The 23,845-nt window shown below is 68.3% G+C and carries 20 protein-coding genes; 15 read left to right on the forward strand and 5 right to left on the reverse strand.

Features of this window, described 5'->3' with window-relative positions:
* Nucleotides 1-118 precede the first annotated feature (118 nt).
* Nucleotides 119-583, forward strand: coding sequence for an EVE domain-containing protein (locus AAW51_RS16205; RefSeq protein ID WP_047197916.1), 465 nt, complete (start codon nt 119-121; stop codon nt 581-583).
* Nucleotides 580-1,395: a sulfite exporter TauE/SafE family protein gene (locus AAW51_RS16210; protein ID WP_047195427.1), complete on the forward strand. Its 816-nt coding sequence runs from the start codon at nt 580-582 to the stop codon at nt 1,393-1,395. The genes AAW51_RS16205 and AAW51_RS16210 overlap by 4 nt, the downstream gene beginning before the upstream one ends.
* Before the next feature lie 39 nt (nt 1,396-1,434).
* Here the strand turns inward: AAW51_RS16210 and AAW51_RS16215 are convergent, their stop codons facing one another.
* Nucleotides 1,435-2,433 carry a sensor domain-containing diguanylate cyclase gene (locus tag AAW51_RS16215; protein WP_169788041.1) on the reverse strand — a complete coding sequence of 333 codons (999 nt, stop codon included), beginning with the start codon at nt 2,431-2,433 and terminating at the stop codon, nt 1,435-1,437.
* 260 nt (nt 2,434-2,693) lie between these two features.
* The gene (locus AAW51_RS16220; protein ID WP_047195428.1) at nt 2,694-3,968 is read right to left on the reverse strand and encodes a type IV pili methyl-accepting chemotaxis transducer N-terminal domain-containing protein; all 1,275 of its coding nucleotides are present in this window, start codon (nt 3,966-3,968) and stop codon (nt 2,694-2,696) included.
* 433 nt (nt 3,969-4,401) lie between these two features.
* On the opposite strand from AAW51_RS16220, the gene AAW51_RS16225 reads away from it, so the two are divergent.
* Nucleotides 4,402-5,676: an MFS transporter gene (locus AAW51_RS16225; RefSeq protein WP_047195429.1), complete on the forward strand. Its 1,275-nt coding sequence runs from the start codon at nt 4,402-4,404 to the stop codon at nt 5,674-5,676.
* A gap of 60 nt (nt 5,677-5,736) precedes the next feature.
* On the opposite strand, the gene AAW51_RS16230 is transcribed toward AAW51_RS16225, so the two are convergent.
* Nucleotides 5,737-7,479 carry a bifunctional protein-serine/threonine kinase/phosphatase gene (locus AAW51_RS16230; protein WP_047195430.1) on the reverse strand — a complete coding sequence of 581 codons (1,743 nt, stop codon included), beginning with the start codon at nt 7,477-7,479 and terminating at the stop codon, nt 5,737-5,739.
* A gap of 143 nt (nt 7,480-7,622) precedes the next feature.
* Between AAW51_RS16230 and nirB the strand changes: the two genes are divergently transcribed.
* The 5 genes from nirB (at nt 7,623) to cobA (ending at nt 15,287) form a co-directional block, all read left to right on the forward strand.
* Nucleotides 7,623-10,067, forward strand: coding sequence for a nitrite reductase large subunit NirB (gene nirB / locus AAW51_RS16235; protein WP_047195431.1), 2,445 nt, complete (start codon nt 7,623-7,625; stop codon nt 10,065-10,067).
* A gap of 19 nt (nt 10,068-10,086) precedes the next feature.
* Nucleotides 10,087-10,470, forward strand: a complete 384-nt coding sequence (nirD, locus tag AAW51_RS16240; RefSeq protein ID WP_047195432.1) for a nitrite reductase small subunit NirD — start codon at nt 10,087-10,089, stop codon at nt 10,468-10,470.
* Between the two features lie 41 nt (nt 10,471-10,511).
* Nucleotides 10,512-13,346, forward strand: coding sequence for a nitrate reductase (locus AAW51_RS16245; protein ID WP_047197918.1), 2,835 nt, complete (start codon nt 10,512-10,514; stop codon nt 13,344-13,346).
* Between the two features lie 164 nt (nt 13,347-13,510).
* Nucleotides 13,511-14,497 (forward strand): DNA-binding protein YbiB, encoded by a 987-nt coding sequence (gene ybiB / locus AAW51_RS16250; RefSeq protein ID WP_047195433.1) that lies wholly within the window; start codon nt 13,511-13,513, stop codon nt 14,495-14,497.
* A complete protein-coding gene (gene cobA, locus AAW51_RS16255) occupies nt 14,481-15,287 on the forward strand; it encodes a uroporphyrinogen-III C-methyltransferase (RefSeq protein ID WP_047195434.1) in 807 nt (268 codons plus the stop codon). Before ybiB ends, cobA begins: the two co-directional genes overlap by 17 nt.
* Here the strand turns inward: cobA and AAW51_RS16260 are convergent.
* Both AAW51_RS16260 and AAW51_RS16265 read right to left on the reverse strand, forming a co-directional pair.
* A complete protein-coding gene (locus tag AAW51_RS16260; protein WP_047195435.1) occupies nt 15,268-15,897 on the reverse strand; it encodes a LysE family transporter in 630 nt (209 codons plus the stop codon). The two genes, cobA and AAW51_RS16260, sit on opposite strands and share 20 nt — an antisense overlap.
* Nucleotides 15,898-15,923: 26 nt before the next feature.
* The gene (locus AAW51_RS16265) at nt 15,924-17,096 is read right to left on the reverse strand and encodes an MFS transporter (protein WP_047195436.1); all 1,173 of its coding nucleotides are present in this window, start codon (nt 17,094-17,096) and stop codon (nt 15,924-15,926) included.
* Between the two features lie 249 nt (nt 17,097-17,345).
* On the opposite strand from AAW51_RS16265, the gene AAW51_RS16270 reads away from it, so the two are divergent.
* The 7 genes from AAW51_RS16270 (at nt 17,346) to AAW51_RS16300 (ending at nt 23,843) form a co-directional block, all read left to right on the forward strand.
* The gene (locus AAW51_RS16270) at nt 17,346-18,470 is read left to right on the forward strand and encodes a sterol desaturase family protein (RefSeq protein ID WP_047195437.1); all 1,125 of its coding nucleotides are present in this window, start codon (nt 17,346-17,348) and stop codon (nt 18,468-18,470) included.
* 49 nt (nt 18,471-18,519) lie between these two features.
* Nucleotides 18,520-19,731 carry a BaiN/RdsA family NAD(P)/FAD-dependent oxidoreductase gene (locus AAW51_RS16275; protein WP_047195438.1) on the forward strand — a complete coding sequence of 404 codons (1,212 nt, stop codon included), beginning with the start codon at nt 18,520-18,522 and terminating at the stop codon, nt 19,729-19,731.
* A 239-nt stretch (nt 19,732-19,970) separates the two neighbouring features.
* A complete protein-coding gene (rpsU, locus tag AAW51_RS16280) occupies nt 19,971-20,183 on the forward strand; it encodes a 30S ribosomal protein S21 (RefSeq protein ID WP_012346814.1) in 213 nt (70 codons plus the stop codon).
* Nucleotides 20,184-20,341: 158 nt separating this feature from the next.
* Nucleotides 20,342-20,788 (forward strand): GatB/YqeY domain-containing protein, encoded by a 447-nt coding sequence (locus AAW51_RS16285; protein ID WP_047195439.1) that lies wholly within the window; start codon nt 20,342-20,344, stop codon nt 20,786-20,788.
* A 22-nt stretch (nt 20,789-20,810) separates the two neighbouring features.
* Nucleotides 20,811-21,152 carry a protein tyrosine phosphatase family protein gene (locus AAW51_RS16290; protein WP_047195440.1) on the forward strand — a complete coding sequence of 114 codons (342 nt, stop codon included), beginning with the start codon at nt 20,811-20,813 and terminating at the stop codon, nt 21,150-21,152.
* Between the two features lie 264 nt (nt 21,153-21,416).
* On the forward strand, nt 21,417-22,022 hold the full coding sequence (locus AAW51_RS16295; protein ID WP_047195441.1) for a TRAP transporter small permease subunit: 606 nt from the start codon (nt 21,417-21,419) through the stop codon (nt 22,020-22,022).
* A gap of 12 nt (nt 22,023-22,034) precedes the next feature.
* A complete protein-coding gene (locus AAW51_RS16300) occupies nt 22,035-23,843 on the forward strand; it encodes a TRAP transporter large permease (protein ID WP_047195442.1) in 1,809 nt (602 codons plus the stop codon).
* The last annotated feature ends 2 nt before the right edge of the window (nt 23,844-23,845 follow it).

A 23,845-nucleotide genomic window follows, 5' to 3' on the forward strand; every position in this document is an offset into this window, starting at 1 on the left:
CCGTTGTGGCCTCTGCGCCGTGCACACGGTCCCCGCCTACCGTCGCTGGCCCGTCGGCCCGATCCTCCGCGGCGCGCCACGCTTGCGTGCGCTGCGCCGGGCGTGCTTCACTGACGCGATGAACTATTGGTTGATGAAGAGCGAGCCCGACGAGTGCTCGATCGACGACCTGGCCGCAGCACCGTCGCAGCGCGTGCCGTGGACCGGGGTGCGCAATTACCAGGCCCGCAACTTCATGCGCGATGCCATGCAGGTGGGCGACGGCGTGCTGTTTTATCACTCCTCCTGCGCGGTCCCCGGCATTGCCGGCCTGGCGCGGGTGGCGTCGCCCGCCTACCCCGACGCCACGCAGTTCGACCCGCACAGCCCCTATTTCGACCCCAAATCGAAGCGAGAATCACCTCGCTGGCTGCACGTCGACGTCGAGTTCGAGCGCAAGACCCGGCTGCTGCCGCTGCAGACCTTGCGTGCCACGCCGGCCCTGGCCGGGATGCAGTTGCTGCGCCCCGGCAGCCGGCTGTCGATCACGCCGGTCACGCAGGACGAGTGGCATTTGATACTTTCGCTGTTGGAGAGTTCTTGAATATCGAATGGTGGTTGGTCGCCGAGCTGTTGGTGCTCGGCGGGTGCACCGGCTTTCTGGCCGGCCTGCTCGGCATCGGCGGCGGCATGCTGATGGTGCCGTTCATGACGCTGATCCTGTCGCACCGAGGCGTGCCGGCCGACATGTCGGTCAAGATGGCGATCGCGACGTCGATGGCGACGATATTGTTCACGTCGATTTCCAGCGTCCGCGCGCACCACAAGCGCGGCGCCGTGCGCTGGGATCTGGTGCGCGGGCTGGCGCCGGGCATCGTGCTCGGCGGCCTGCTCGCCGGTGCCGGCATGTTCGCCTTGCTGAAAGGCCAATCGCTGGCGTTGATCTTTGCCGTCTTCGTCGGCTTCTCGGCCACCCAGATGCTGCTGGACAAGAAACCCGCCCCGACGCGCCAGATGCCCGGCGCCGTCGGGCGCACCGCGGCGGGCGGTGGCATCGGATTCATCTCGGGACTGGTCGGGGCCGGTGGCGGCTTCATTTCGGTGCCGTTCATGACCTGGTGCAATGTGCCGATCCACAACGCGGTCGCCACCAGCGCAGCGCTCGGGTTCCCGATCGCGCTGGCCAACACCGTCGGCTATGTCGCCGGCGGGTGGGGGTTGCCCAGCCCCTTGCCGGGCGCGGTCGGCTACCTCTATCTGCCGGCCCTGCTCGTCATCGCCTCGTCCAGTGTGCTGTTCGCCCCGCTGGGCGCCCGCACGGCGCATGCGATGAACGTCAAGCAGTTGAAGCGCGCGTTCGCGTGTGTGCTCTACCTGCTCGCCGCCTACATGCTCTACAAGGGGGTGCGCGGCTGAGCCTCACCGCCGGCCCCGCCGGCCGGGCGACCGGCGCCCTCAAGCCTGCTGGGCAGGGCTCGGCGGGGGAGCGGCCGGGGGGCTGAACGGAATCGCGGCGAGCATCACGCTGTTGCCGCCACGCCGGCGCGCTTCTTCCAGCGCGAGGTCGGCACTGCTGAGCAGCAAGGCACGGTCTTGGGCGGTGTGAGGGAAACTCGCCACCCCCATCGACACCGTGAAGTGCAACTCGCTGCCTTCCAGCATCACCAACTGCGCTTCGCATTGTTTGCGCACGCCTTCCATGCGGGCATGGGCGGTCGCCAGGCCGATGCCCGACAGCACCACCGCAAAGCGGTCGTCGCCGAGGCGGCACGGGGCGTCCATTGCGCGCGTGTTGCTGCGCAGCAGCCGGCCCAGCGCTTGCAAGGTGCGCTCGGCTGCTTCGCTGCCGTGGGTCTGCTGGAGCTGCCGGAAATCATCGATCTGCACCGACACCAACGCAAATTCACGATGTTCCCGCATCGACAAGTCCACCTCGCGGTGCACCTGCTCTTCAAAGTGGCGCCGGTTGTAGACGCCCGTGACCGGGTCGCGCACCGATTGGTCACTCAGTTCGCGCCGCAGTTCCTCGTTCTGGCGTTGTTGTTGTTCGAGCTGGTCGAGTGCCTGACGCAGCACCGTCTGATTGCGGCGGGTTTCGGTGACGTCGGTCCAGGTGCCGCACAGCCAGCGCTCGCCGGTGTCGGTGCGCACTGCGATGCGCAGCGCCACCAGATCGAGTGCGCCCGCGTCGTCGCCGGGCAGCCGGTCGTCGCGGTGCTGGGCATGCTGCTGGGCCCAGGCGGCCTGGTCGGCGGCCTTCAGCGCGTTGGCCCAATCAGGCGCCAGCAGGTCGTCATCGCCGCGGCCGAGCACCTCGCCCACCTCATGGCCCAGCATGCGGGCGGCGGCCGGGTTGACGTAAACATAGCGGCCGTCGCCATCCTTGGCGTACACGCCGATCTGGGCATGCTCGGTGGTGGCAAGCAACACCTGGAGCAAGGCGGGAGCCGGCAAGACTGGCCCCTGCGACGGGTCGCGCGCGAGGGACGCAGCATCTGCGACAACGGGGAATTGCGGCTGTTCCATGAGCTGCCTGGCCAGGCGGTCCTCCATGCCCGTGAGGGGCTCGTGCGGGCGTGCGACGACAGGTCGCTGCCACCTGGTCATTGTGTACCGAAGCAGCTGAACACACGCTGGCAAGGCCTTCCCTCCCCCCTTGTTCGAGGCGGGTGGAAATCGCCAACTATTCCCGTTTTTCCGCAGCAGCTCACAACTCACCGCGTCAGCACCTGCAGGCTGCGCTCATAGCGCTCGGTCAGCCGCTCGAACACGTCCAACAGCGATTCGCTGGCAGCCGCCAGTGCACGGCGGCCAGTCGGCGTCTCGGCACGCCGGCTGCCTTGGCGCAGCTCGTGCCAGCTGCGGTCGGCCGCTTCCAGCAGTTGGCGAATGTCTGGCGAGCCGAGCGGCGCACCGTTCAGATAGGACAGCGCCTGCTCGAATTCACCCACGGTGCCCGCCGCACCATCACGCGCGGCATCGCCCGCCGCACCGTCGAGCAGCCCGCCCAGCAGCACCTGCTTGGTGAGGCGCTGCGACAGCATACGCTGGCGCCCACACATATTGACGAGGTGCAGCGTCTGCAGCTGACCTGCCACTTCCAGCGCAGAGGTGAGACGCTCCGCGCTGCCCAGCAAGCGCTCGGCCGCGGCGTCCAGCGCCGACAGCCGCGCCAGTTCGGCAGGCAGTGCCAGCGGCTGGCGCAGCTCGGCCCAGACTGCCTGCACCGCGTCGATCAGGTCGCCGAAGGTGGCTTTCGACAGATCGCGGGCCAGCGTGTCGAGCTGCCGCTCCACCCGCTCGACCGACTGGGTCAGCAAGGCCTGCGCGCTGGCCGGCTCTGTTTGTGTGCACAACAATGCATACAGCTTCACGATCCGCTGCGACAGCATGCGCAGCTGGCCCGCCCGGTTGACGGTCTCGGCATAACGCGCCGCATCGATCAGCTGCCGCGACACCTGGCCGACACGCTGGTTGTCGCGCATCGAGACGGTGCGCAGCAGCCGGAACGCGTCTTCCTCCGACATCTGGGTGGCCCGCATCAAGATGCCTTTGGCCCGGTCGACCAGCTTGCGCTCCTCGAAGCGGTGGGTCACGTCGTCGAGCGCTTCGCGCAGGCGCTGCTCGCGCCCGAAACGCGCCTGCGCCAGGTGCAGCAGCGGCCGCAGTCGTTCGACGCCGTAGCCGTTCACCACGTAGGCATGGGCGCCGGCGTCGACCACCCGGGCCATGCCCTCCGCATCAGGGTCCTGGGTGAACACCACGACCGGCAACGGGGCGGTGCGTGCCAGCGTCGCGAGGATCTCGGCGGCCTCTCCGTTCGGCTCGGTCATCCACCAGACGAGCAGATCCGGTGCATCGCGCACCACCTGCCGCACCACATTGCGGCGGTCGATTGCACCAAGCACGTGAATGCCGACGCTGCCGAAGTCGGCAGTAAGTTCCGTGGCGGCAGCACCATCGTCGCTGACCACAAGGATGGACTTCATCGCAGGCGTTTCCCTCTCTCTTGTTCATGGGGCGTTCGGCTCTGTAAAGCACAGACCAGGCCACGACCGGCGACCGGCCCTCGGTAGTTTTGGCACAGACGTTGCTTACGTTCGCGACGGGTGTGACGCTGCACCCGGGCCGGGCACTGCACCCCCGTCCCTGTGCATGACGACGTGCGCAGCCATGTGCCTCACCGTTGTTCCGGAGAGCATCATGAGCCGCCCCCATCCCCTCCTGGTCCGCACCCGTTCGCTCGCGCCTGGCGCTTGTCTGCCGGCGCTGCGTGCTGCCTCACCTCTTCACATCGAAGACATGTGGTCTCGCTCGACCACACCGCAGGCACGCGCCTGACGCCGCAAGGCGGTGCCGCTGCTCGAGTGCAGGTCACTGCCGTTCCCCCGCTTCTTCGTTTCCTCCGTCGGAGTCTCACGCATGGCAGGCTACAAAAGCTTCCTCAAATCAGGCCATTGGCCCACGCTGCTGGCCGCGTTCCTGTATTTCGATTTCTGCTTCGCGATCTGGGTGCTCAACGGCGCGATGGGTCCCTTCATCGGCGAGAGCTTTCAGCTCACGGCGGCGCAAAAGGGCTTCATGGTGTCGGTGCCCATCCTCGCCGGTGCGCTGATGCGTTTTCCGCTCGGCGTGCTGTCGCAATACATCGGCCGCAAAAACGCGGCGATGGTCGAGATGACGCTGATCGTCCTGGCCCTGGCCTACGGCTATTTCTTCGTCGACAGCTATGACGGCGTGCTGGCGATGGGCGTGTTGCTCGGCATCGCGGGTGCCAGCTTCGGCGTGGCGCTGTCGCTCGGCTCGGGTTGGTTCCCGCCGCGCTACAAGGGCCTGGCGATGGGCCTGGCCGGCGCCGGCAACTCCGGCACGGTGCTGGCCGTGTTGTTCGCGCCGCCGCTGGCCACCCGCTACGGCTGGCAGGCCGTGTACGGCCTCGCCGCCTTCACGATGCTGCTGCCGATGGCGGTGATGTGGTGGGCCGCCAAGGAGCCGCCCGACCGCGAACACCAGACATTTCGTGAGCATGTGTCCTGCTTGTTCGAGAAAGACGGCTGGGCCTTCAGCCTGATCTACGTGGTGACCTTCGGCGGCTTCATCGGCCTGTCGAGCTTCTTGCCCACCTACTTCTACGACCAGTTCGGCGTCACCAAGATCGAGGCCGGGCAACTGACGATGCTGGCCACCCTGATGGGCTCGGCGGTGCGCGTCGTCGGCGGCTACATCTCCGACCGCATCGGCGGCGTCAACACCCTCACCGGCGTGCTGCTGCTGGTCGCCGTCACCTTGCTGTTGTGCGGGCTGAGCGGCACCTCGTTGGCGGTCACCACGCTGCTGTTCATGCTGTGCTTCGCGGCCCTGGGCGCCGGCAACGGCGCGTTGTTCCAGCTGGTGCCGCTGCGCTGGCCACTGGCGACGGCCGTGGCGGGCTCGATGATCGGTGAAGTGGGTGCGCTCGGCGGCGGCTTGGTGCCCAACGCGATGGGCCTGTCGAAGCATTACGGCGACACCTACTTGTGGGGCTTCGTCATCTTCGCGGTGCTGGCGCTGGTGATGCTGTTGATGCTGCGTGTCGTGCAGATCCGCTGGACCCGCACCTGGGCCGAAAAGGGCGGCCGTGCGCGGCCCGCTGCGGCCCCGGCGGCGACCAGCCCCGACGACTACGGGCGCCCGGTCTACACGACGCAGCAGAAGTAAGCCGCCGGCCACGCCATGACGCGCCTCACGTCCACCCCCTGCCCCGACCGCGCCCCCGGCTCAGCGCGGCAGGAACAGCAGCCACACCACCAGCAGCATGTTGAACAGCAGCGAGATGGCCAGGCTGATCTTCCACAAGGCAGCCGGGTCGCGGGCGACCAGTGGTGTCGCACTCGGCGCGGGCAGCGGACGCGAAGCGCCGCGCTCGAGGGCCAGCGCGAACTCCTCGGCGGTCTCGAAGCGCTGGGCGCGGTCGCGTGCGACCGCCTTGAGCACCACGTGGTCGAGCCAGATCGGCACGTCGGGGCGCAGCCGCGACGGTGGGCGCGGGTCGCGACGGAAGGCGCCCAACTGGTAGGGTTCGACCTCACCGTATGGCAGCCGTCCGCTCAGCCACCGGTAGAGCGTGACACCCAGCGCGTACAGGTCGCTGCCGGCGTCGGCCGGCACGTCGGCGCCGTCGTCGCCGCCCGGCCCCCCCAGCCATTGCTCGGGGTTCATGTAGCTGGGCGTGCCCGCATGCAACTGTCGCTGCACATGTGGTTCGCGGCCCGAGACGGCCGCGCCGAGGTCCAGCACCCGCCACTGCCCGTCGTCGCCGAGATGCAGGTTGGCCGGCTTGATGTCTCGGTGGACAACGCCCAGCCGGTGCAGACGCCCGAGGGCTCGCACCACGGCCAAGGCGCCGGCGATCACCTCCTCGATCCGGAAGCTGCGCCCGGCGCCCAGCATCTGCTCCAGCGTGTGCCCGCCGTGCCAGTCGAACACCGTATAGAAAGCGCTGGGCGACGCCACCTCGCGCACCCTCACGAAGCCGCCGGCGTCGTGCTCGCCCAGGCGGCAGCCCAGCCAGGCCTCGTGCGCCAGCATGGCCCGTTCTTCCGGGTCATGGGCGCGCGCCGGGTGCAAGGTCTTGAGCGCCACCAGTTGCTCGGTGGCGGCTTCACGCGCCTGGTACAGCCGGTGCACCCCGTTGTCGGCGACCACCGCGGTGACGACGTAACCGTCGAGCGCGGCACCGATGCGCAGCCGTACCGGCACCGGAAGCTGCCGGCCGCGCATCAGCACGTCTTCGAGGCGCGCCGGCGCCAGGCCATGCACGCGCAGCACCACGGCGGTGGCGTCGTCGCGCGAGCCGCTGGCCACCGCTTCACGCACCAGCGCTTCACTCGCCTCCTGTGCGGTGCCTTGGCTGGCCAACTCGGCAAGGCGGCGCCGGTTCAGCGTGCGGTGCACACCGTCGCTGGTGAGCACGAAGGTGTCACCGGTGTGCAGCTCGCCCTGCAGGTAGTCGATGCGCACCGCGTCGTCGAGGCCCAGCGCGCGCGTCAGCCCGCTGCGCAGGTCGGGGTGGTCGAGCGTGTGGTCCTGCGTCAACTGCAAACACTCGGCGCCGCGCACCAGCCAGGCGCGCGTGTCGCCAACGTGGGCGACGGTGTAGCTTTGCCCCTGCAAGACGAGCACCGTCAAGGTGCACATGGCCGTGCCTTCGCCGCGCCGGCGGTTGTGGTCGGCCAGCCAGGCGTTGTGGGCGCCGATCAGGCGGTCGAGCGCGACCGTGGTGTCCCAGGTGGGCGGCGTGGCGTGGTAGTCGCCCGTCACACTGCGCACCGCGGTCTGCGCCGCCACCGCACCACCGCCCCCCTCCGAGACACCGTCGGCGACGGCCGCAACCCAGCCGCGCGCTTCATCCTGGTGCGTGGGCTGCACCACCGCGGCGAAATCTTCGTTGCGCCGGCCTTCTTCATGGCGCTTGCGCGGCCCCGGCTCGCTGCAGCGACCTGCCTCCACTTCGAAACCCATGCGCTGCCCACCTTGCATGCGGCCCCGGCCGCGACGGCGCGCATTGTGGACTCAAAAGACGTCACGGCCAACCTCGCCCTGCGCCGGCATGTGTTGGCACCCTCTTTGCGTGAACTCACCCCGTCAGCCTTGGAGCAAGACAGATGAGAAAGTTGAAACTGGTGATGGTCGGCAATGGCATGGCCGGCGTTCGTACCCTGGAAGAGCTGCTGAAGATGGCGCCCGATCTTTACGACATCACCGTCTTCGGCGCCGAGCCGCATCCCAACTACAACCGGATCCTGTTGTCGCCGGTGTTGGCCGGCGAGCAGACGCTCGACGAGATCGTGCTGAACCCGATCGAGTGGTACGCCCAGCACGGCATCACGCTGCACCTGGGCAAGAAGGTGGTCGACGTCGACCGCCGCCGCCGCATCGTCAAGGCCGAGGACGGCACCACCGCCGAGTACGACCGGCTGTTGCTCGCGACCGGCTCGAACCCCTTCATCCTGCCGGTGCCGGGCAAGGACCTCGACGGTGTCATCGCCTACCGCGACATCCAGGACACCAACACGATGATCGAGGCCGCGCAGCGCTACAAGCACGCGGTGGTCGTCGGCGGCGGCCTGCTGGGGCTGGAAGCGGCCAACGGTCTGATGTTGCGCGGCATGCAGGTGACGGTGGTGCACATCGCCCCCTGGCTGATGGAGCGCCAGCTCGACGATGTGGCCGGCAAGCTGCTGCAGAAGTCGCTCGAAGACCGTGGCCTGCGCTTCATGATCGGCGCCAGCACCGCTGCGCTGATCGGCGACCGCGACGAGGGCAAGGGCGGCCGTGTGATGGCCGTGCAGTTCAAGGACGGCCGCGAGGTGCCGGCCGATCTGGTGGTGATGGCGGCCGGCATCCGCCCCAACACCGAGCTGGCCGAGAAGATCGGCGTCCATTGCAACCGCGGCATCGTCGTCAGCGACACGATGCAGACCATCACCGACGCGCGCATCTACGCGGTCGGCGAATGTGCTTCACACCGCGGCATCGCCTATGGCCTGGTGGCGCCGCTGTTCGAGCAGGGCAAGGTCTGCGCGACCCATCTGGCGGAGTTCGGCATCGGGCGCTACACCGGCTCGCAAGTCTCGACCAAGCTCAAGGTCACCGGCATCGACTTGTTCTCGGCCGGCAATTTCATGGGCGGCGAAGGCACCGAAGAAATCGTCATGAGCGACCCTTACGGCGGGGTCTACAAGAAGCTGGTGCTGCAGGACGACAAGCTGGTCGGCGCCTGCCTCTACGGCGACACCGTCGACGGCAGCTGGTACTTCCAATTGCTGCGCGAAGGCCGCAAGGTGGCCGAGATCCGCGACCGGCTGATGTTCGGCGAGTCGCATCTCGGCGTGGCCGGCCATGAAGGCCAGAACAAGGCGGCCAGCATGGCCGACGACGCCGAGGTGTGCGGCTGCAACGGCGTCAACAAGGGCACCATCTGCAAGGCCATCAAGGAAAAAGGCCTGTTCACGCTCGACGAGGTGCGCAAGCACACCAAGGCCAGCGCGTCGTGCGGCTCGTGCACCGGGTTGGTGGAGCAGATCCTGATGTTCACCGCCGGCGGCGACTACTCCGCCACGCCCAAGAAGAAGGCGGTGTGTGCGTGCACCGACCACAGCCATGACGAGGTGCGCCGCGCCATCCGCGAGCACCGGCTGGTGACGATGGACAGCGCGTTCCGCTTCCTCGACTGGCGCACGCCCAACGGCTGCTCGACCTGCCGCCCGGCCGTCAACTACTACCTGCTGTCGACCTGGCCCAAGGAAGCGCAGGATGACCCGCAATCGCGCTTCATCAACGAACGCTCGCACGCCAACATCCAGAAGGACGGCACCTACTCGGTGGTGCCGCGCATGTGGGGCGGCGAGACCAACGCGTCGGAGCTGCGCCGCATCGCGGATGTGGTCGAGAAGTACAAGATCCCGACCGTCAAGGTCACCGGCGGCCAGCGTATCGACCTGCTCGGTGTGAAGAAAGAAGACCTGCCGCACGTCTGGCAAGACCTGGGCATGCCGTCTGGCCATGCCTATGCGAAGGCGCTGCGCACGGTGAAGACCTGCGTCGGCAGCGAATGGTGCCGCTTCGGCACGCAAGACAGCACGCAGATGGGCAAAGACCTCGAGCGGGCACTGTGGCGCATGTATGCGCCACACAAGGTCAAGCTCGCCGTGAGCGGCTGCCCACGCAACTGCGCCGAGTCGGGCATCAAGGACGTCGGCATCATCGGCGTCGACTCGGGCTGGGAGCTGTACATCGGCGGCAACGGCGGCATCAAGACCGAGGCGGGCCAGTTCTTCTGCAAGGTCAAGACCGCCGAAGAAGTGCTGGAGTACAGCGGCGCCTTCCTGCAGCTCTACCGCGAGGAGGGCTGGTATCTCGAGCGCACGGTGCACTACCTGCACCGGGTCGGCATGGAGCACGTCAAGCAAAAGGTGCTCGAAGACGCCGAAAACCGCAAGGCGCTGTGGGAACGATTGCAGTTCGCGCTCGACGGCGAACCCGACCCGTGGTTCGAGTTCGACAAGGCGCATGTGGACACGCGGCAGTTCGAGCCGCTGTCGGTCTGACCCAAGGAGACAAGAGAAGATGAGCACATGGAAAGCCGTTTGCCGCGTCGGCGACATTCCCGTCCTCGGGGCCCGTCGTGTCGCGCGGCCGCAGGGCGTCGACGTGGCCGTGTTCCGCACGCAGGACGACCAGGTGTTTGCCCTGCTCGACCGCTGCCCGCACAAGGGCGGCCCGTTGTCGCAAGGCATCGTGTTCGGCACCAGCGTGGCCTGTCCCTTGCACAACTGGACCATCGGCCTGGACGATGGCTGCGCGAAAACGCCTGACGAAGGTTGCACCCAACGCTTCAGCGTCCGGCTGGAGGGCGACCAGGTTCTGCTCGACCTCGACGAACTGCTGACGCTGGCGCTCGACGAACTGCCTCCCGCGGCCGGCGCGGCGATCCGCCTCGTCGCGGCATGAGCGCGGCCGGGACCGACACGGAGCACCAGCAGGGAACCACCATGAAGGAAACGCGCTCGACCTGCCCCTATTGCGGCGTCGGCTGCGGCGTGATCATCGCGTCGCAGGACGGGCAGATCACCGGCGTGCGGGGCGACCCGGACCACCCGGCCAACTTCGGCCGGCTCTGCACCAAGGGCAGCACCTTGCACCTGACGGCAGCGGCACCCGTGACCTGGCAAGCCCGTCTGCTGCAGCCGCAGCGGCGCGACGAGCGCGGCCAGGCGCCCCGGGTCATCGGCTGGGAAGCCGCGCTCGACGAGGCCGCCAACCGCTTCGCCAACATCATCGACCGCAACGGCCCCGACGCGGTCGGCTTCTACATCTCGGGCCAGCTGTTGACCGAGGACTATTACGTTTTCAACAAGCTGGCCAAGGGCTTGATCGGCACCAACAACGTCGACACCAACTCGCGGCTGTGCATGAGCAGCGCGGTGGCCGGCTACAAGCAGACGCTGGGCGCGGACGCGCCGCCCAGCTGTTATGAAGACATCGACCACGCCGACTTGATCTTCATCGTCGGCGCCAACACCGCCTATGCGCACCCGATCCTGTTCCGCCGCATCGAAGACGCCAAACGTGCCAACCCGAACCTCAAGCTGATCGTCGCCGACCCGCGCCGCACCGAAACGGCCGAGATCGCCGATCTGCACCTGCCCCTGCTGCCGGGCACCGACGTGGCGCTGTTCCACGGCCTGCTGCACCTGCTGATGTGGGAAGGCCACATCGACCATGCCTACGTGCAGGCCCACACCACCGGCTTCGATGCGCTGAAGACCGTGGTGCGCGACTACGACCCGCGGCGGGTCGCTGCCGTGTGCGGGCTCGACGAAGCTGCGCTGGCCCAGGCGGCGCAGTGGTTCGGCGAAGCCGGCAGCGTGCTGTCGCTGTACTGCCAGGGGCTGAACCAGAGCAGCAGCGGCACGGCCAAGAACGCCGCCTTGATCAATCTGCACCTGGCCACCGGCCAGATCGGCCGCCCGGGTGCTGGCCCCTTCTCGTTGACGGGCCAGCCCAATGCGATGGGCGGGCGTGAAGTCGGCGGCCTGGCCAACCTGCTGAGCGCGCACCGCGACCTGGCCAACCCCGAGCACCGCGACGAGGTCGCGCGTCTGTGGGGGGTGCGGGACGTGCCCGCCGCGCCGGGCAAAACCGCCGTCGAGATGTTCGAGGCCGCGGCCGACGGCGCCATCAAGGCCTTGTGGATCTCCTGCACCAACCCCGCCCAGTCACTGCCGGACCAGCGCACCGTGCGGCGTGCCCTGGAACGGGCCGAGTACGTGGTGGTGCAGGAGGCGTACGCCACCACCGCCACCTGTGCCTATGCCGACCTGCTGCTGCCGGCGAGCACCTGGGGCGAGAAGGAAGGCACGGTCACCAACAGCGAGCGCCGCATCAGCCGGGTGCGCGCCGCCGTGCCGCCCGCCGGGCAGGCTCGGCCGGATTGGCTCGCGGTGGTCGAGTTTGCGCGACGCCTCGAACAGCGCCTGCCGCAACGCCTCGCCGGTCGGCCGACGCTGTTCCCCTATCAGGGCGTCGAGGACATCTGGAACGAACACCGTGAAACCACCCGTGGGCGCGACCTCGACATCACCGGCCTCAGCTATGCCCTGCTGGACCGTCACGGGCCTCAGCAATGGCCCTGCCCCGCGTCGAGCGAAGGCGAGGCCAGCACGTCGGCCCCACCAGACGAGCGGCGTTCTTTCGGTCGTGCCCGGCTCTACGAAGACGGCGTCTTCCCCACGCCGGACGGCCGCGCGCGCTTCGTGGCGATACGCCACGAAGCGCTGGCCGAACCACGCGATGCGCGCTACCCCTTCAGCCTGACCACCGGGCGGCTGCGCGACCACTGGCACGGCATGAGCCGAACGGGCACCTTGGGGCGCTTGTTCGGGCATGTGCCGGAGCCCGCCGTGCAGTTGAACCCGGGCGACATGACGCGGCGCGGGCTGAAAGACGGCGATCTGGTCTATCTGACGTCGCGACGCGGCAGTGTGGTGGTGCCGGCGCAGGCGAGCGAGCAAGTCGCGCCCGCGCAAGCCTTTCTGGCGATGCACTGGGGCGAGGAATTCCTGTCGGGCTGCAGCAGCACCGGCGAGCCGCTGACCGGCGTCAACGCCCTCACCACGTCGGCCTTCTGCCCCACCTCGAAACAGCCCGAACTGAAACACGCGGCGATCAAGGTGCTGAAGGCCGAGCTGCCGTGGTCCTTGCTCGGCGCCGCCTGGCTGCCGCACGACAAGGCGCTGGCGGCGCGCGACACGCTGCGCTCGATGATGCGCTTGTTCCCGTTTGCCACCTGCGTGCCCTTCGGACGCGAGCCGAGTGAGCGGCAGGTCAGCGGCCTGCTGTTCCGCGCCGCGGCCCACGAGGCGCCGCCGCCGGACGTGCTGACCCAGATCGAGGGGCTGCTGGGGCTGAGCGGCACCGAGGTGCTGCGCTATCACGATGTGCGCCGGGGCCAGCGTCGGGCGGTCCGCCTCGAGCGGCGCGGGCCCAAGGAGGCGACCTTGCAGGCCTTCGTGCTGGCCGGCGACACCAGCGCCGAGGCCTGGATCAAGACGCTGTTGCAGGACGAACTGCCCGCGCAGGCCTACGGCCGGCTGTTGCTGGTGCCCGGCGCCAAGGCGCCGGTCGCGGTGGTGGCCAAGGGGCGCCAGGTCTGCACCTGCTTCAACGTCACTCAGCCGCAGATCGAGACGGCCCTGGGTGCGTGCTCGGGCAACGCCGAGTCGCAACTGGCGCAGCTCCAGGAGCAACTCAAGTGCGGCACCAACTGCGGCTCCTGCGTGCCGGAGTTGAAGCGCTTGGTGCGGGCCCAGCTCAGCGTCGCGTGAAGGGCGCCGGCCGGCGTCAACCGTCGGCCCCCCTGCCATTGCGCACCATCGGCGTGATGGCGTCGCGGGCATGCCGCGCACCGTCGTGCGTCTTACGGTCTGGCCTGAGAATTGCGGACGACGCGCACCGACATGCGCGAGCCCGCCACACGACAAGGAGACCTATGAGCATCGCCCCGTACATCAAGGTGATCGGCCGCGGCAAGGACGGCGCGCGTCCGATTTCCCGGGACCAGGCCTACGACCTGATGTGCCAGGTGCTCGACCGCCGCGTCACCGACCTCGAGATCGGCGCCTTCGCGGTCGCCATGCGCATCAAAGGTGAGTCGCTCGACGAACTGGACGGCTTTCTCGCGGCGACGACCGAGCGCTGCATCCCGGTGGCGTGCAGCCGCCCCACGTTGGTGCTCCCCTCGTACAACGGTGCCCGCCGGCTGCCCAACCTGACGCCGCTGCTGGCCTTGCTGCTGGCCCAGGAAGGTGTCCCCGTCTTGGTGCACGGGGTGCCGGACGACCCGGGTCGGGTCACCACGGCCGAGATTTTCCAGGTGCTGGGGCTGCCGATCGCCCAGGACGAGGCCGGCATCCAGCGCGCGTGGCAGCGCCGCGAGCCGGTGTTCATCCGGACCGAGGTGTTGTGCCCGCCGCTCGCCCACCTGCTCGACGCCCGCTGGCAGATCGGCCTGCGCAACCCGGGCCATACGGTCGCCAAGCTGCTCGATCCGTGCACGCCGGGTGCCGGCCTGCGCGTCGTCAACTACACCCATCCGGAATACGGTGTCACGCTGAACCAGTTCCTGCAGCAGACCCACGCCAATGCCCTGCTGATGCGCGGCACCGAAGGCGAGCCGGTGGCAGACCCGCGGCGCACGCCGCGCATCGAAGTGTTCCTCGGCGGTGTGAGCCAACCCGGCTTGAGCGTGGCCGCCCGCGAAGGTGTGCTGGCGGAGCTGCCGATCCTGCCGCGCGAATGCGACGCGGCGACGACGGCGGTCTACATCCAGGGGGTGGTCAGCGGTGAGAAGCCGGCGCCGCCCGCCTTGCTGCAACAAGTGGAATGCATCTTGCAAGCACTGCGGCGCCTGCCCGTCACGGGCGGCGTTCCTGCAGCCCCACCTGTTCCGCCCGTCCTCGATGAACGTACTGCCTGACACCCCTGCCCCCGTTTCGCACCGTCCCACCGTGACCCTCGTCGGCGCCGGCCCCGGTGACCCCGAACTGCTGACCGTCAAGGCGATCAAGGCGATCCGCCGCGCCACCGTGCTGCTGGTCGACGACTTGGTGGGCGAAGGCGTGCTGCGCTATGCGCGCCGCTCGGCGCGCATCGTTTACGTCGGCAAGCGTGGGGGCTGCGCCAGCACGCCGCAGGCTTTCATCGAACGACTGATGCAAAGCGAAGCGCAAAAGGGCGAACAGGTGGTGCGCCTCAAAGGCGGCGACCCGTTCGTGTTCGGCCGCGGCGGCGAAGAGCGCGAACACCTGCGCGCCGCCGGCTTGGAGGTGGACGTGATCAACGGCATCACCTCAGGCCTGGCCGCCGCCACCAGCCTCGGCGTGCCGCTGACACACCGCGACCATGCACACGGCGTGATCTTCGTCACCGGGCATGCGAAAGGCGCCGACGCGCAGCTCGACTGGGCCCAGCTGTCGGCCACCGCGGCGCAAGGCTTCACGCTGGTGATCTACATGGGGGTGTCGCAGGCCGGGCAGTTGCAGGCCGGCCTGCTGTCGGCGTTGCCGCCGCACACGCCGCTGGCGGTGGTGCAGCACGCCAGCCTGCCCGCCCAGCGCCACGCGGTCGGCACCTTGGGCGGGCTCACCCACCTGATCGAGTCCGAAGGCCTGGGCAGCCCGGCGATCATCGTCGTCGGCGATGTGCTGCGCGGGCTGGCCGCCGCCCAAGGCCAGCAGCCCCAGCCGCTCAATGCGGCTGCCGCCTGACGAAAAACAGCGCCGCGCCGACGGCCATCAGCACGCCGCCGAAGAAGCGGTTCTGCCAGCGCTGCGCCCTTGCGCTGCGCAGCCAGCGCTGCAGGTGCGCCGCCAAGCCGGCGTAGCTGTGCATCACGATCAGGTCGACACAGGTCATCGTCGCGCCCATGATCGCAAGCTGCAGCGCGGGCGGGCGTGCCGGGTCGATGAACTGCGGCAGCACCGCCACCGTGAACAGGATGCCCTTGGGGTTGGTGGCATTGGTCAGCACCCCGGTGAGAAAACGCCGGCGCGCCGACAGAGGCGCGGCGGCCACCGCACCGGTACGCGCCACCGCAGGGGCCCGCCATTGCTGCAGGCCCAGCCATAGCAGGTAGAGCGCGCCGACCACCTTGACGACGGTGAAGGCGGTTTCCGATGCCACCAGCAGCGCGCCCAGCCCGGCCCCGGCGACCCCCAACACGAACAGCAGCCCCACCTGCAGCCCGAGGATCGTGACGCTGGCGCGCGCCAGGCCGTACGAGAGCCCGTGGCTCATCGACAGCACCGCCCCCGCGCCCGGCGACAGCGCGATGACCCACACCGCGAAGAAAAATGCCCACCAGGCATCCCAACTCATCTTTGCTCCTTAGCAGGCTTGCGCCCTCAGCCGGCGCGACCGAGCGCGGCGCGCGCGCCCAACGCCAGCACCGCCGCGAACACCACCACCACGAACAAGGCGGCGGTGAGCGACGACTGCTGCGCCAGCACCCCGATCAAGGGCGGGCCGGCCATGAAGCCGACGTAGCCCACCGACGACACCGCCGCAATGCCGTGCGCCGGCGAGGTGCCCGGCACCCGGGCGGCGGCGCTGAACAGCACCGGGACGATGTTGCCGAACCCGACGCCGACCAGCGCAAAGCCGATCAACGCCACGACGGGGTCGCCCACGACGAGCACCACGGCCATGGCCACCGCCGCGAGCGCCGCGCTGGCGATGGTCAACGGTGCGGCGGCGTAGCGCGCGCGCACCCGGTCACCGCCGAAACGGGCCGCCGCCATCGCGGCCGAGAAGCTCGCATAGGCGAGCGCCGCCTGGTCTTGCGGGCTGCCGAGTTCCTTCTGCATGTAGAGCACGCTCCAGTCGTACATCGCGCCTTCCGCAACCAACCCCAGCGCCGCCAGCAGCCCCAGCAGCAGCAAGGCGCCGCGCGGCAGACGGAACGGTGTCGAGGCCTCGACCGGCGCCTCGGGCGGCAGCATCTGCAAACAGGCCAGCCAGACCGCCACCGCGGTCAACGCCGACAGCCCGACCAGATGCGTTTGCGGCGTCACCTGCCAGCCGAGCAACAGGCTGCCCAAACCCGCGCCCGCCATGCCCCCCAAGCTGAACATCGCATGAAAGCCGCTCATCAGCGGCACGCCTTCGCGGCGCTCCAGCTCCGAGGCTTCGGCATTGATGGCGACGTCGAAGATGCCGCTGGCGACACCGAACACGGCCAGCACCGCGAGCAAGGCGGCGTACCCGGGCAGGCTCAGCAGCGCGGCGATCGCGGCGGTCGAGACCAGGCCGCAGACCCAGGCGACCGCCTTCGGCCCATGGCGTCCGATCAACGCGCCGGCGCGGGACAGCCCCAGCAACGCGCCGACGCCGGCCGCCAGCATCGCCATGCCCAGCGCGGCCTCGCTGATCTCGTAATGGGCCCGCACGGTGGGAATGTGCACGCCCCAGGTGGCGAACAGAAAGCCGGTACAGAAGAACTGGGTGCGGGTGGCCCACCGCGCGGCGCGCAAGGAAGGCGCGCCGCGAGCCGCTCGCTCGCTTGCAGGACTGGACATGGGGGGTACGACGGTTGGCGCGGCGCCCGGGATGAGCGCTGCTGGGCCGCCCGAAGGCGCTCGACCGGAGTGCGTGGCACGGAGGTCATCCGATCAGCGCCGGCAGGCAGATCCCCCATTCTAGGGAGCGATCGGTTTCATACCTGCCACAACTCGCATAATCGCAGCAGATCGAAAACAGATGAACGAGGGACGGCGCCACCCGACCGCGGCACACGCGGGCCCGAGGTGGGCCGTGGGGACGCACAGATGCTGGACAAACTCAATCAACTCAGCGAGTCGCACGGCTCGCTGCGCCGCGGCACCGGCATGGTGTCGGGTGTGGTAGCGCTGACGCTGGCCATCCTGTGCTTCCTCGGCGTGCTCGCCTTTCACTTCCCGCAGTACCTGACCACACCGCAGCTGCGCAAGTCCTACGACGTCGATACGCTGCGCACCGTGATGTATTGGGCGATGGTGGTCTCCGGCTCCACCGCGTTGTTCAACGTGGCGTTCGGCCGGGTGCGCTGGCTGTCGTTCGTCGCCTTCGCGCTGGTGGGCCTGACGCTGGCCCTGGGCGGGCACAAGGTGCCGGTCGGCGACTTCCCCGACCACACGCCCTACATCGGCCTCGACTGGTTCATCCTCGACCTGCTCGGCTCGACGCTGATCTTCGTCTTCATCGAAAAGCTGTTCCCGCTGCGCCGCGAGCAGCCGGTGTTCCGCCCCGAGTGGCAAACCGACTTCCACCACTTCATCGTCAACCACATGGTGGTCGGCTTCGTGCTGCTGGCCACGAACTTGCTGGTCCACCGGCTGTTCGGCTGGGCCGTCAAGGACGGCGTGCAGGGCTATGTGCAGCAACTGCCCTTCCCGGTGGCGTTGTTCCTGATCGTGCTGGTCGCCGACCTCGTGCAGTACTGGACCCACCGCGCCTACCACGAGGTGCCGGCGCTGTGGCGCCTGCACGCGGTGCACCACAGCGTCAAAAGCATGGACTGGATGGCCGGCTCACGCCAGCACATCCTCGAGCTGCTGCTGACCCGCACCCTGGTGCTGGCGCCGATCTTCGTGCTCGGCTTCTCGAAGGAAGTGATCGACACCTACATCGTCATCGTCGGCTTCCAGGCCGTGTTCAACCACGCCAACGTCAGCGTGCGGCTCGGCCCGCTGCGCTACCTGCTGGTGACGCCCAACTTCCACCATTGGCACCACTCGCAAGACGCCGAGGCGCTCGACAAGAACTACGCGGCCCACTACGCCTTCCTCGATTACCTGTTCGGCACCGCCGTCAAGTCCGACCGCGAGTGGCCGGAGCAATACGGCGTACTGGGCGACTACGTGCCCAACGGCTTCTTCAAGCAGCTCAAGTTCCCGTTCACCTGGAAACCGTGAGCGAGACCGGCGGGCGGCCGCGCTCGGAGCGGCCCGATAATGCCGCCCCATGCTGAAGTTCGACGCGGTTTTCATCGGCGCCGGCGCCGCCGGGTTGTTCGCAGCCGGCATCGCCGGCCAGGCGGGCCTGAAGGTGCTGGTGATCGACCATGCCGAGAAGGTCGCCGAGAAGATCCGCATTTCCGGCGGCGGCCGCTGCAACTTCACCAACCGCGACGCCACGCCGGCCAACTTCCTGTCCGAGAACCCGCATTTCTGCCGCTCGGCGCTGGCACGCTACACGCCACAGGACTTCCTCTCGCTCGTGCAGCGCCACCGCATTGGTTGGCACGAAAAGCACAAGGGCCAGTTGTTCTGCGACGAGTCGAGCGACGAGATCATCGCCATGCTGTTGCGCGAATGCGAGCAAGGCGCCGTGACGCGTTGGCAGCCGTGCAGCGTCGCAGCGGTCCGCCACGGGACGCAAGGGTTCGAGCTGGACACCTCGGCCGGCGTTGTCGCCACCCGCCATGTGGTGGTGGCCACAGGGGGTCTGTCGATCCCGAAGATCGGCGCGAGCGATTTCGGCTACCGCCTGGCACGCCAGTTCGGGCACCGCATCGTCGAGACACGTCCGGCGCTGGTCCCGCTGACCTTCGACGCCACCCAATGGGCCCCCTATGCCGCGCTGGCCGGGGTGTCGCTCGAAGTGCGCATCGCGGCCGGCGGCGGCAAGGCGCGCACTGAATTCCTGGAAGACCTGCTGTTCACCCACCGCGGCCTGAGCGGCCCCGCCGTGCTGCAGATCTCGAGCTTCTGGCGCCCCGGACAGGCGCTGGAGATCGACCTGACACCTCAACTCGACCTGGCGCCCCAGCTGCGCGCGGCCAAGACGGGCTCGCGCAAGCAGGTGGGCACCGAACTCGCGGCGCGCCTGCCCGACCGCCTGGCGCAGGCGTGGCTCGCCGAGGCACCGGAGCTGGCCGGCCGGCCGATCGCGGACGTGAAGGACAAGGACCTCGACGCATTGGCGCACCGCCTGCAGCATTGGACGCTGACACCGTCCGGTACCGAGGGCTACCGCAAGGCCGAAGTGACCGCGGGCGGTGTCGACACCCGTGAACTCAGCTCCCAGACACTGGAAAGTCGCCGCGTGCCAGGGCTGCATTTCATCGGGGAGGTGGTGGACGTGACCGGCTGGCTCGGCGGTTACAACTTCCAGTGGGCCTGGGCCAGCGCGGCAGCCTGCGCGCGCGCCCTGGCCGCCCAGCGGGCGGCGTGACGCCTGCCGGCCCCTTTTGCAAATGCAAAAACTGTGGCTATAATCGCGGTCTTTGCTGGCAAACCGCGTCCGCATCATTGCGCTAGCACTCGAGCTCTAGGCACCCGCTGACAGCCCAGCCCGTACACCTGGGCGAGCTTACACGGAAACCGCGCTGCAAGCAGTTGGCAGCCGGCGGCACCGAAAGTGCAGCGCCTTGGCGGCGGACGCAACCGTATACCGAAGGATCCGATCTCTCAATGACTACTATTCGCGTCAAAGAAAACGAGCCGTTCGACGTCGCCCTGCGTCGCTTCAAGCGCACCATCGAAAAGCTGGGCCTGCTGACCGAGCTGCGTGCTCGCGAGTTCTACGAAAAGCCCACCGCCGAGCGCAAGCGCAAGAAGGCAGCCGCGGTGAAGCGTCACTACAAGCGCGTTCGCAGCATGCAGCTGCCGAAGAAGTTGTACTGATCGCCGTTCAGACCTGAACGAGCCGGCCCGCCCTGCGCGGCCGCGCCCAGCGACCAGCCCGCCCGGGGACGCCCGAGCGGGCTTTGTTGTTTCTGGACCGCCACAAAGGCCCCGCGGTACCATCGACCACTCTTCTCCCAGGCAACAACGACATTCTCATGAGCCTCAAGAACCAGATCACCGAAGACATGAAGACGGCCATGCGTGCCAAGGACGCCGACCGCCTGTCGACCATCCGCATGCTGCTCGCCGCGCTGAAACAGAAAGAAGTCGACGAGCGTGTCGAACTAGACGACGCCGCGGTGATCGGGATCGTCGACAAGCTGATCAAGCAGCGCAAGGACTCCTACACGCAATACAGCCAGGCCGGTCGGAGCGATCTGGCCGACAAGGAAGCAGCCGAGATCAAGGTGCTCGAAGGCTATCTGCCACAGCGGCTGAGCCCGGAGGAGATCGCCGCAGAGGTCGCCAAGATCGTCGCCGAAACCGGCGCTGCGGGCCCGGGCGACATGGGCAAGGTGATGGGCGCCGCCAAGACTCGCCTGGCCGGCAAGGCCGACATGGGCCAGGTGTCGAGCGCCGTCAAGCAGGCCTTGAGCCGATAAGCACAACACCCGAGGAGCCACCATGAGTCTGCCGATCCAGCAGCTGTCCCCCGACCTGTGCGTCGCACCCCAACTTGATCCCGCCGCGATGCAGCTGGCGGCAGAAGCGGGGTTCAAAAGCGTGATCAACAACCGCCCCGATCACGAAGGCGGCGCGGAGCAACCGACCAGCGCCCAGATCGAGGCGGCCGCGCGCGCCGCCGGCCTCGAATACGTGCACCTGCCGGTCAACCCCTCGGTGCAGACGCCCGAGGAGATCGCCCGCTTCGGTGAACTGCTGCAGACCCTGCCCAAACCGGTTCTCGCCTTCTGCCGTTCCGGCGGCCGCTGCACGCGCTTGTTCCGCGCGGCCACCGGCGGCTGAGCCGCCTGCGGCGGCCGCCGGCCGCCGCGGCTCCGCGCCCAGCGGCGCTGGGCTCCCGCTCCCCGCTTCCCCGCGCCCTGCCCCTGCCTGCACGGCGCCCCCTCCCGCCGGCCCCCCCCCGGCCGCCCCTCCCCCGCCCCGGGGCATCCCTTGTGATCTCTGGTTTTCGGCGATGCTTCAGGGTTGCCTCACCCTCGCGTGGTTCACGGCGCGCGACCCTCTCGCGCGGACTGGGCCGCCCCAAGCACCAGAGGAGACGACACGATGTCTGCGCTGCTTCGGCTTTCGGGTCTCATCGACGCGCTCAACCGCCGGGTCGGCAAGTCGGTGATCTGGCTGATCTTTGCGTCCACGCTGATCAGTGCGATCAACGCCATCGTGCGCAAGGTGTTCAACATCAGCTCGAACGCCTACCTCGAGGTGCAGTGGTATCTGTTCGCGGCGTCCTTCCTGCTGGCCTCCGCCTACACCCTGCTGGAGCACGAACATGTGCGCATCGACGTGTTGTCGGGGCGGCTGTCCAAACGGGGCCAGGTCTGGATCGACGTGTTCGGCTTTGCGCTGTTCCTGATCCCGATGTGCAGCGTCGTGCTGTGGCTGTCGCTGCCGTTCGTGCAACAGGCTTATGTCTCGGGTGAAGTGTCGTCCAATGCCGGGGGGCTGATCCGCTGGCCGGTCTACGCGATGATGCCGGCCGGCTTCGCGCTGCTGCTGCTGCAGGGCATTTCCGAACTCATCAAGCGCGTCGCCTTTCTGCAGGGCCGCATCGACGATCCGACCGTCAAGCCCCACGACACCTCGGCCGAGGCCGCCCTGGTCGAGGCGCTCCGCGCCGAAGCGGAACAAAAGGCCCGGGCCGGGCAGGCGTGAGGGGCGAGCGCGATGGCATTTCTGGTCGACAACCTGGCCCCCATCATGTTCGCGGGGCTGATCGTGTTCTTGCTGATCGGCTTCCCGGTCGCCTTCAGCCTCGGTGCTTGCGGCCTGTTCTTCGCCTTCATCGGCATCGAGCTGGGCGTGCTGCCGGCGGCGCTGGTGCAGGCCCTGCCGCTGCGCATCTACGGCATCATGCAGAACGACACGCTGCTGGCGATCCCGTTCTTCACCTTCATGGGGCTGATCCTGGAACGCTCCGGCATGGCCGAAGACCTGCTGGACACCATCGGGCAACTGTTCGGCCCGATCCGCGGCGGCCTCGCCTTCGCGGTGATCCTGGTGGGCGCGATGCTGGCCGCCACCACCGGCGTGGTAGCCGCCTCGGTGATCTCGATGGGCCTGATCTCGTTGCCCATCATGCTGCGCTACGGCTACGACCGGCGCATCGCCAGCGGCACGATCGCCGCCTCCGGAACGCTGGCGCAGATCATCCCGCCGTCGCTGGTGTTGATCATCCTGGCCGACCAGCTCGGACGCAGCGTGGGCGACATGTACAAAGGCGCCTTCCTGCCGGGCTTCCTGCTCACCGGCATGTACGCGCTGTTCGTCGTCGTCATCGCGATCGTGCGGCCCGCCTGGGTACCGGCCTTGCCGCCGGAAGCCCGCACCATCCGGGAAGACGACGGCAAGAGCGGCCTGCTGTCACTGCTGCTGCTGACGGTCCTGTCGGTCGGCCTGGCAATCGCCTTCGGCCAGCACTACACCGAGATCGTCGGCTGGTGGAAGGGCGAAGTGCAGGCCCGGCCGGTGGCGACCGACGAGACCATCGTCGTGTCGATGTCGCTCGGCGTGCTGCTCGCGTTCGTGATTGCCCTGCTCAACAAGCTGACCGGGCTGCGCCTGCTGTCGCGCATGGCGGAGCGCGTCACCTTTGTGCTGATCCCCCCCTTGCTGCTGATCTTCCTGGTGCTGGGCACCATCTTTCTGGGCATCGCGACGCCGACCGAAGGCGGTGCGATGGGCGCCGCCGGGGCGCTGGTGATGGCCTGGGTGCGGCGACGGCTGAACTTCCAGCTGCTGGTACAGGCCCTGACCAGCACCACCAAGCTGGCGTCCTTCGTGGTCTTCATCCTGATCGGCGCCACCCTCTTCGGCCTGACCTTCCAGGGCGTCGACGGGCCCAAGTGGGTCGAGCATCTGTTGACGCAGCTGCCGGGTGGCACGTTGGGTTTTCTCATCGCGGTCAACCTGCTGATTTTCCTGCTCGCCTTCTTCCTCGACTTCTTCGAACTGTCCTTCATCGTGGTGCCGCTGCTGGCCCCGGTGGCCGCGAAGCTGGGCATCGACCTGGTCTGGTTCGGCGTGCTGCTCGCGGTCAACATGCAGACCTCGTTCATGCACCCACCGTTCGGCTTCGCGCTGTTCTACCTGCGCAGCGTGGCGCCGGCCGACGACTACGTCGACCGCGTCACCCGCAAGCCGATACCCAAGGTGACCATCCAGCAGATCTACTGGGGCGCCGTGCCTTTCGTCCTGATCCAGCTGGTGATGGTCGTCCTGATCATCGCGTTCCCGGCCATCGTGTCGTCCGGCCTCGACAAGGCCGAGCAGATCGACCTGGACAAGGTGAACATCGAGATGCCGACCAACACCGACGGTGGATACGGCGAGCCGTCGATGGAGGGCCTGGAGGACAGCGGCGCAGCACCGGCCAGCGCGCCCGAAGGTGCTCCCGAGCCGCAATCGCCACCGGCCGTCGAAGAGGACCCGATGAAGGCGTCGCAGGAGGCCGTCGAGGCCGAGAAGAAGCCGTAGCG

Source organism: Caldimonas brevitalea, from assembly GCF_001017435.1.
GTDB classification, from domain to species: domain Bacteria; phylum Pseudomonadota; class Gammaproteobacteria; order Burkholderiales; family Burkholderiaceae_C; genus Caldimonas; species Caldimonas brevitalea.

Excerpts from the sequence above, each read along its gene's own strand:
- AAW51_RS16205 (WP_047197916.1), top strand. The coding sequence starts at position 119 with ATGAACTATTGGTTGATGAAGAGCGAGCCCGACGAGTGCTCGATCGAC.
- AAW51_RS16220 (WP_047195428.1), bottom strand. The coding sequence starts at position 3,968 with ATGAAGTCCATCCTTGTGGTCAGCGACGATGGTGCTGCCGCCACGGAA.
- AAW51_RS16225 (WP_047195429.1), top strand. The coding sequence starts at position 4,402 with ATGGCAGGCTACAAAAGCTTCCTCAAATCAGGCCATTGGCCCACGCTG.
- AAW51_RS16230 (WP_047195430.1), bottom strand. The coding sequence starts at position 7,479 with ATGGGTTTCGAAGTGGAGGCAGGTCGCTGCAGCGAGCCGGGGCCGCGC.
- nirB (WP_047195431.1), top strand. The coding sequence starts at position 7,623 with ATGAGAAAGTTGAAACTGGTGATGGTCGGCAATGGCATGGCCGGCGTT.
- nirD (WP_047195432.1), top strand. The coding sequence starts at position 10,087 with ATGAGCACATGGAAAGCCGTTTGCCGCGTCGGCGACATTCCCGTCCTC.
- AAW51_RS16245 (WP_047197918.1), top strand. The coding sequence starts at position 10,512 with ATGAAGGAAACGCGCTCGACCTGCCCCTATTGCGGCGTCGGCTGCGGC.
- ybiB (WP_047195433.1), top strand. The coding sequence starts at position 13,511 with ATGAGCATCGCCCCGTACATCAAGGTGATCGGCCGCGGCAAGGACGGC.
- cobA (WP_047195434.1), top strand. The coding sequence starts at position 14,481 with ATGAACGTACTGCCTGACACCCCTGCCCCCGTTTCGCACCGTCCCACC.
- AAW51_RS16260 (WP_047195435.1), bottom strand. The coding sequence starts at position 15,897 with ATGAGTTGGGATGCCTGGTGGGCATTTTTCTTCGCGGTGTGGGTCATC.
- AAW51_RS16265 (WP_047195436.1), bottom strand. The coding sequence starts at position 17,096 with ATGTCCAGTCCTGCAAGCGAGCGAGCGGCTCGCGGCGCGCCTTCCTTG.
- AAW51_RS16270 (WP_047195437.1), top strand. The coding sequence starts at position 17,346 with ATGCTGGACAAACTCAATCAACTCAGCGAGTCGCACGGCTCGCTGCGC.
- AAW51_RS16275 (WP_047195438.1), top strand. The coding sequence starts at position 18,520 with ATGCTGAAGTTCGACGCGGTTTTCATCGGCGCCGGCGCCGCCGGGTTG.
- rpsU (WP_012346814.1), top strand. The coding sequence starts at position 19,971 with ATGACTACTATTCGCGTCAAAGAAAACGAGCCGTTCGACGTCGCCCTG.
- AAW51_RS16285 (WP_047195439.1), top strand. The coding sequence starts at position 20,342 with ATGAGCCTCAAGAACCAGATCACCGAAGACATGAAGACGGCCATGCGT.
- AAW51_RS16290 (WP_047195440.1), top strand. The coding sequence starts at position 20,811 with ATGAGTCTGCCGATCCAGCAGCTGTCCCCCGACCTGTGCGTCGCACCC.
- AAW51_RS16295 (WP_047195441.1), top strand. The coding sequence starts at position 21,417 with ATGTCTGCGCTGCTTCGGCTTTCGGGTCTCATCGACGCGCTCAACCGC.
- AAW51_RS16300 (WP_047195442.1), top strand. The coding sequence starts at position 22,035 with ATGGCATTTCTGGTCGACAACCTGGCCCCCATCATGTTCGCGGGGCTG.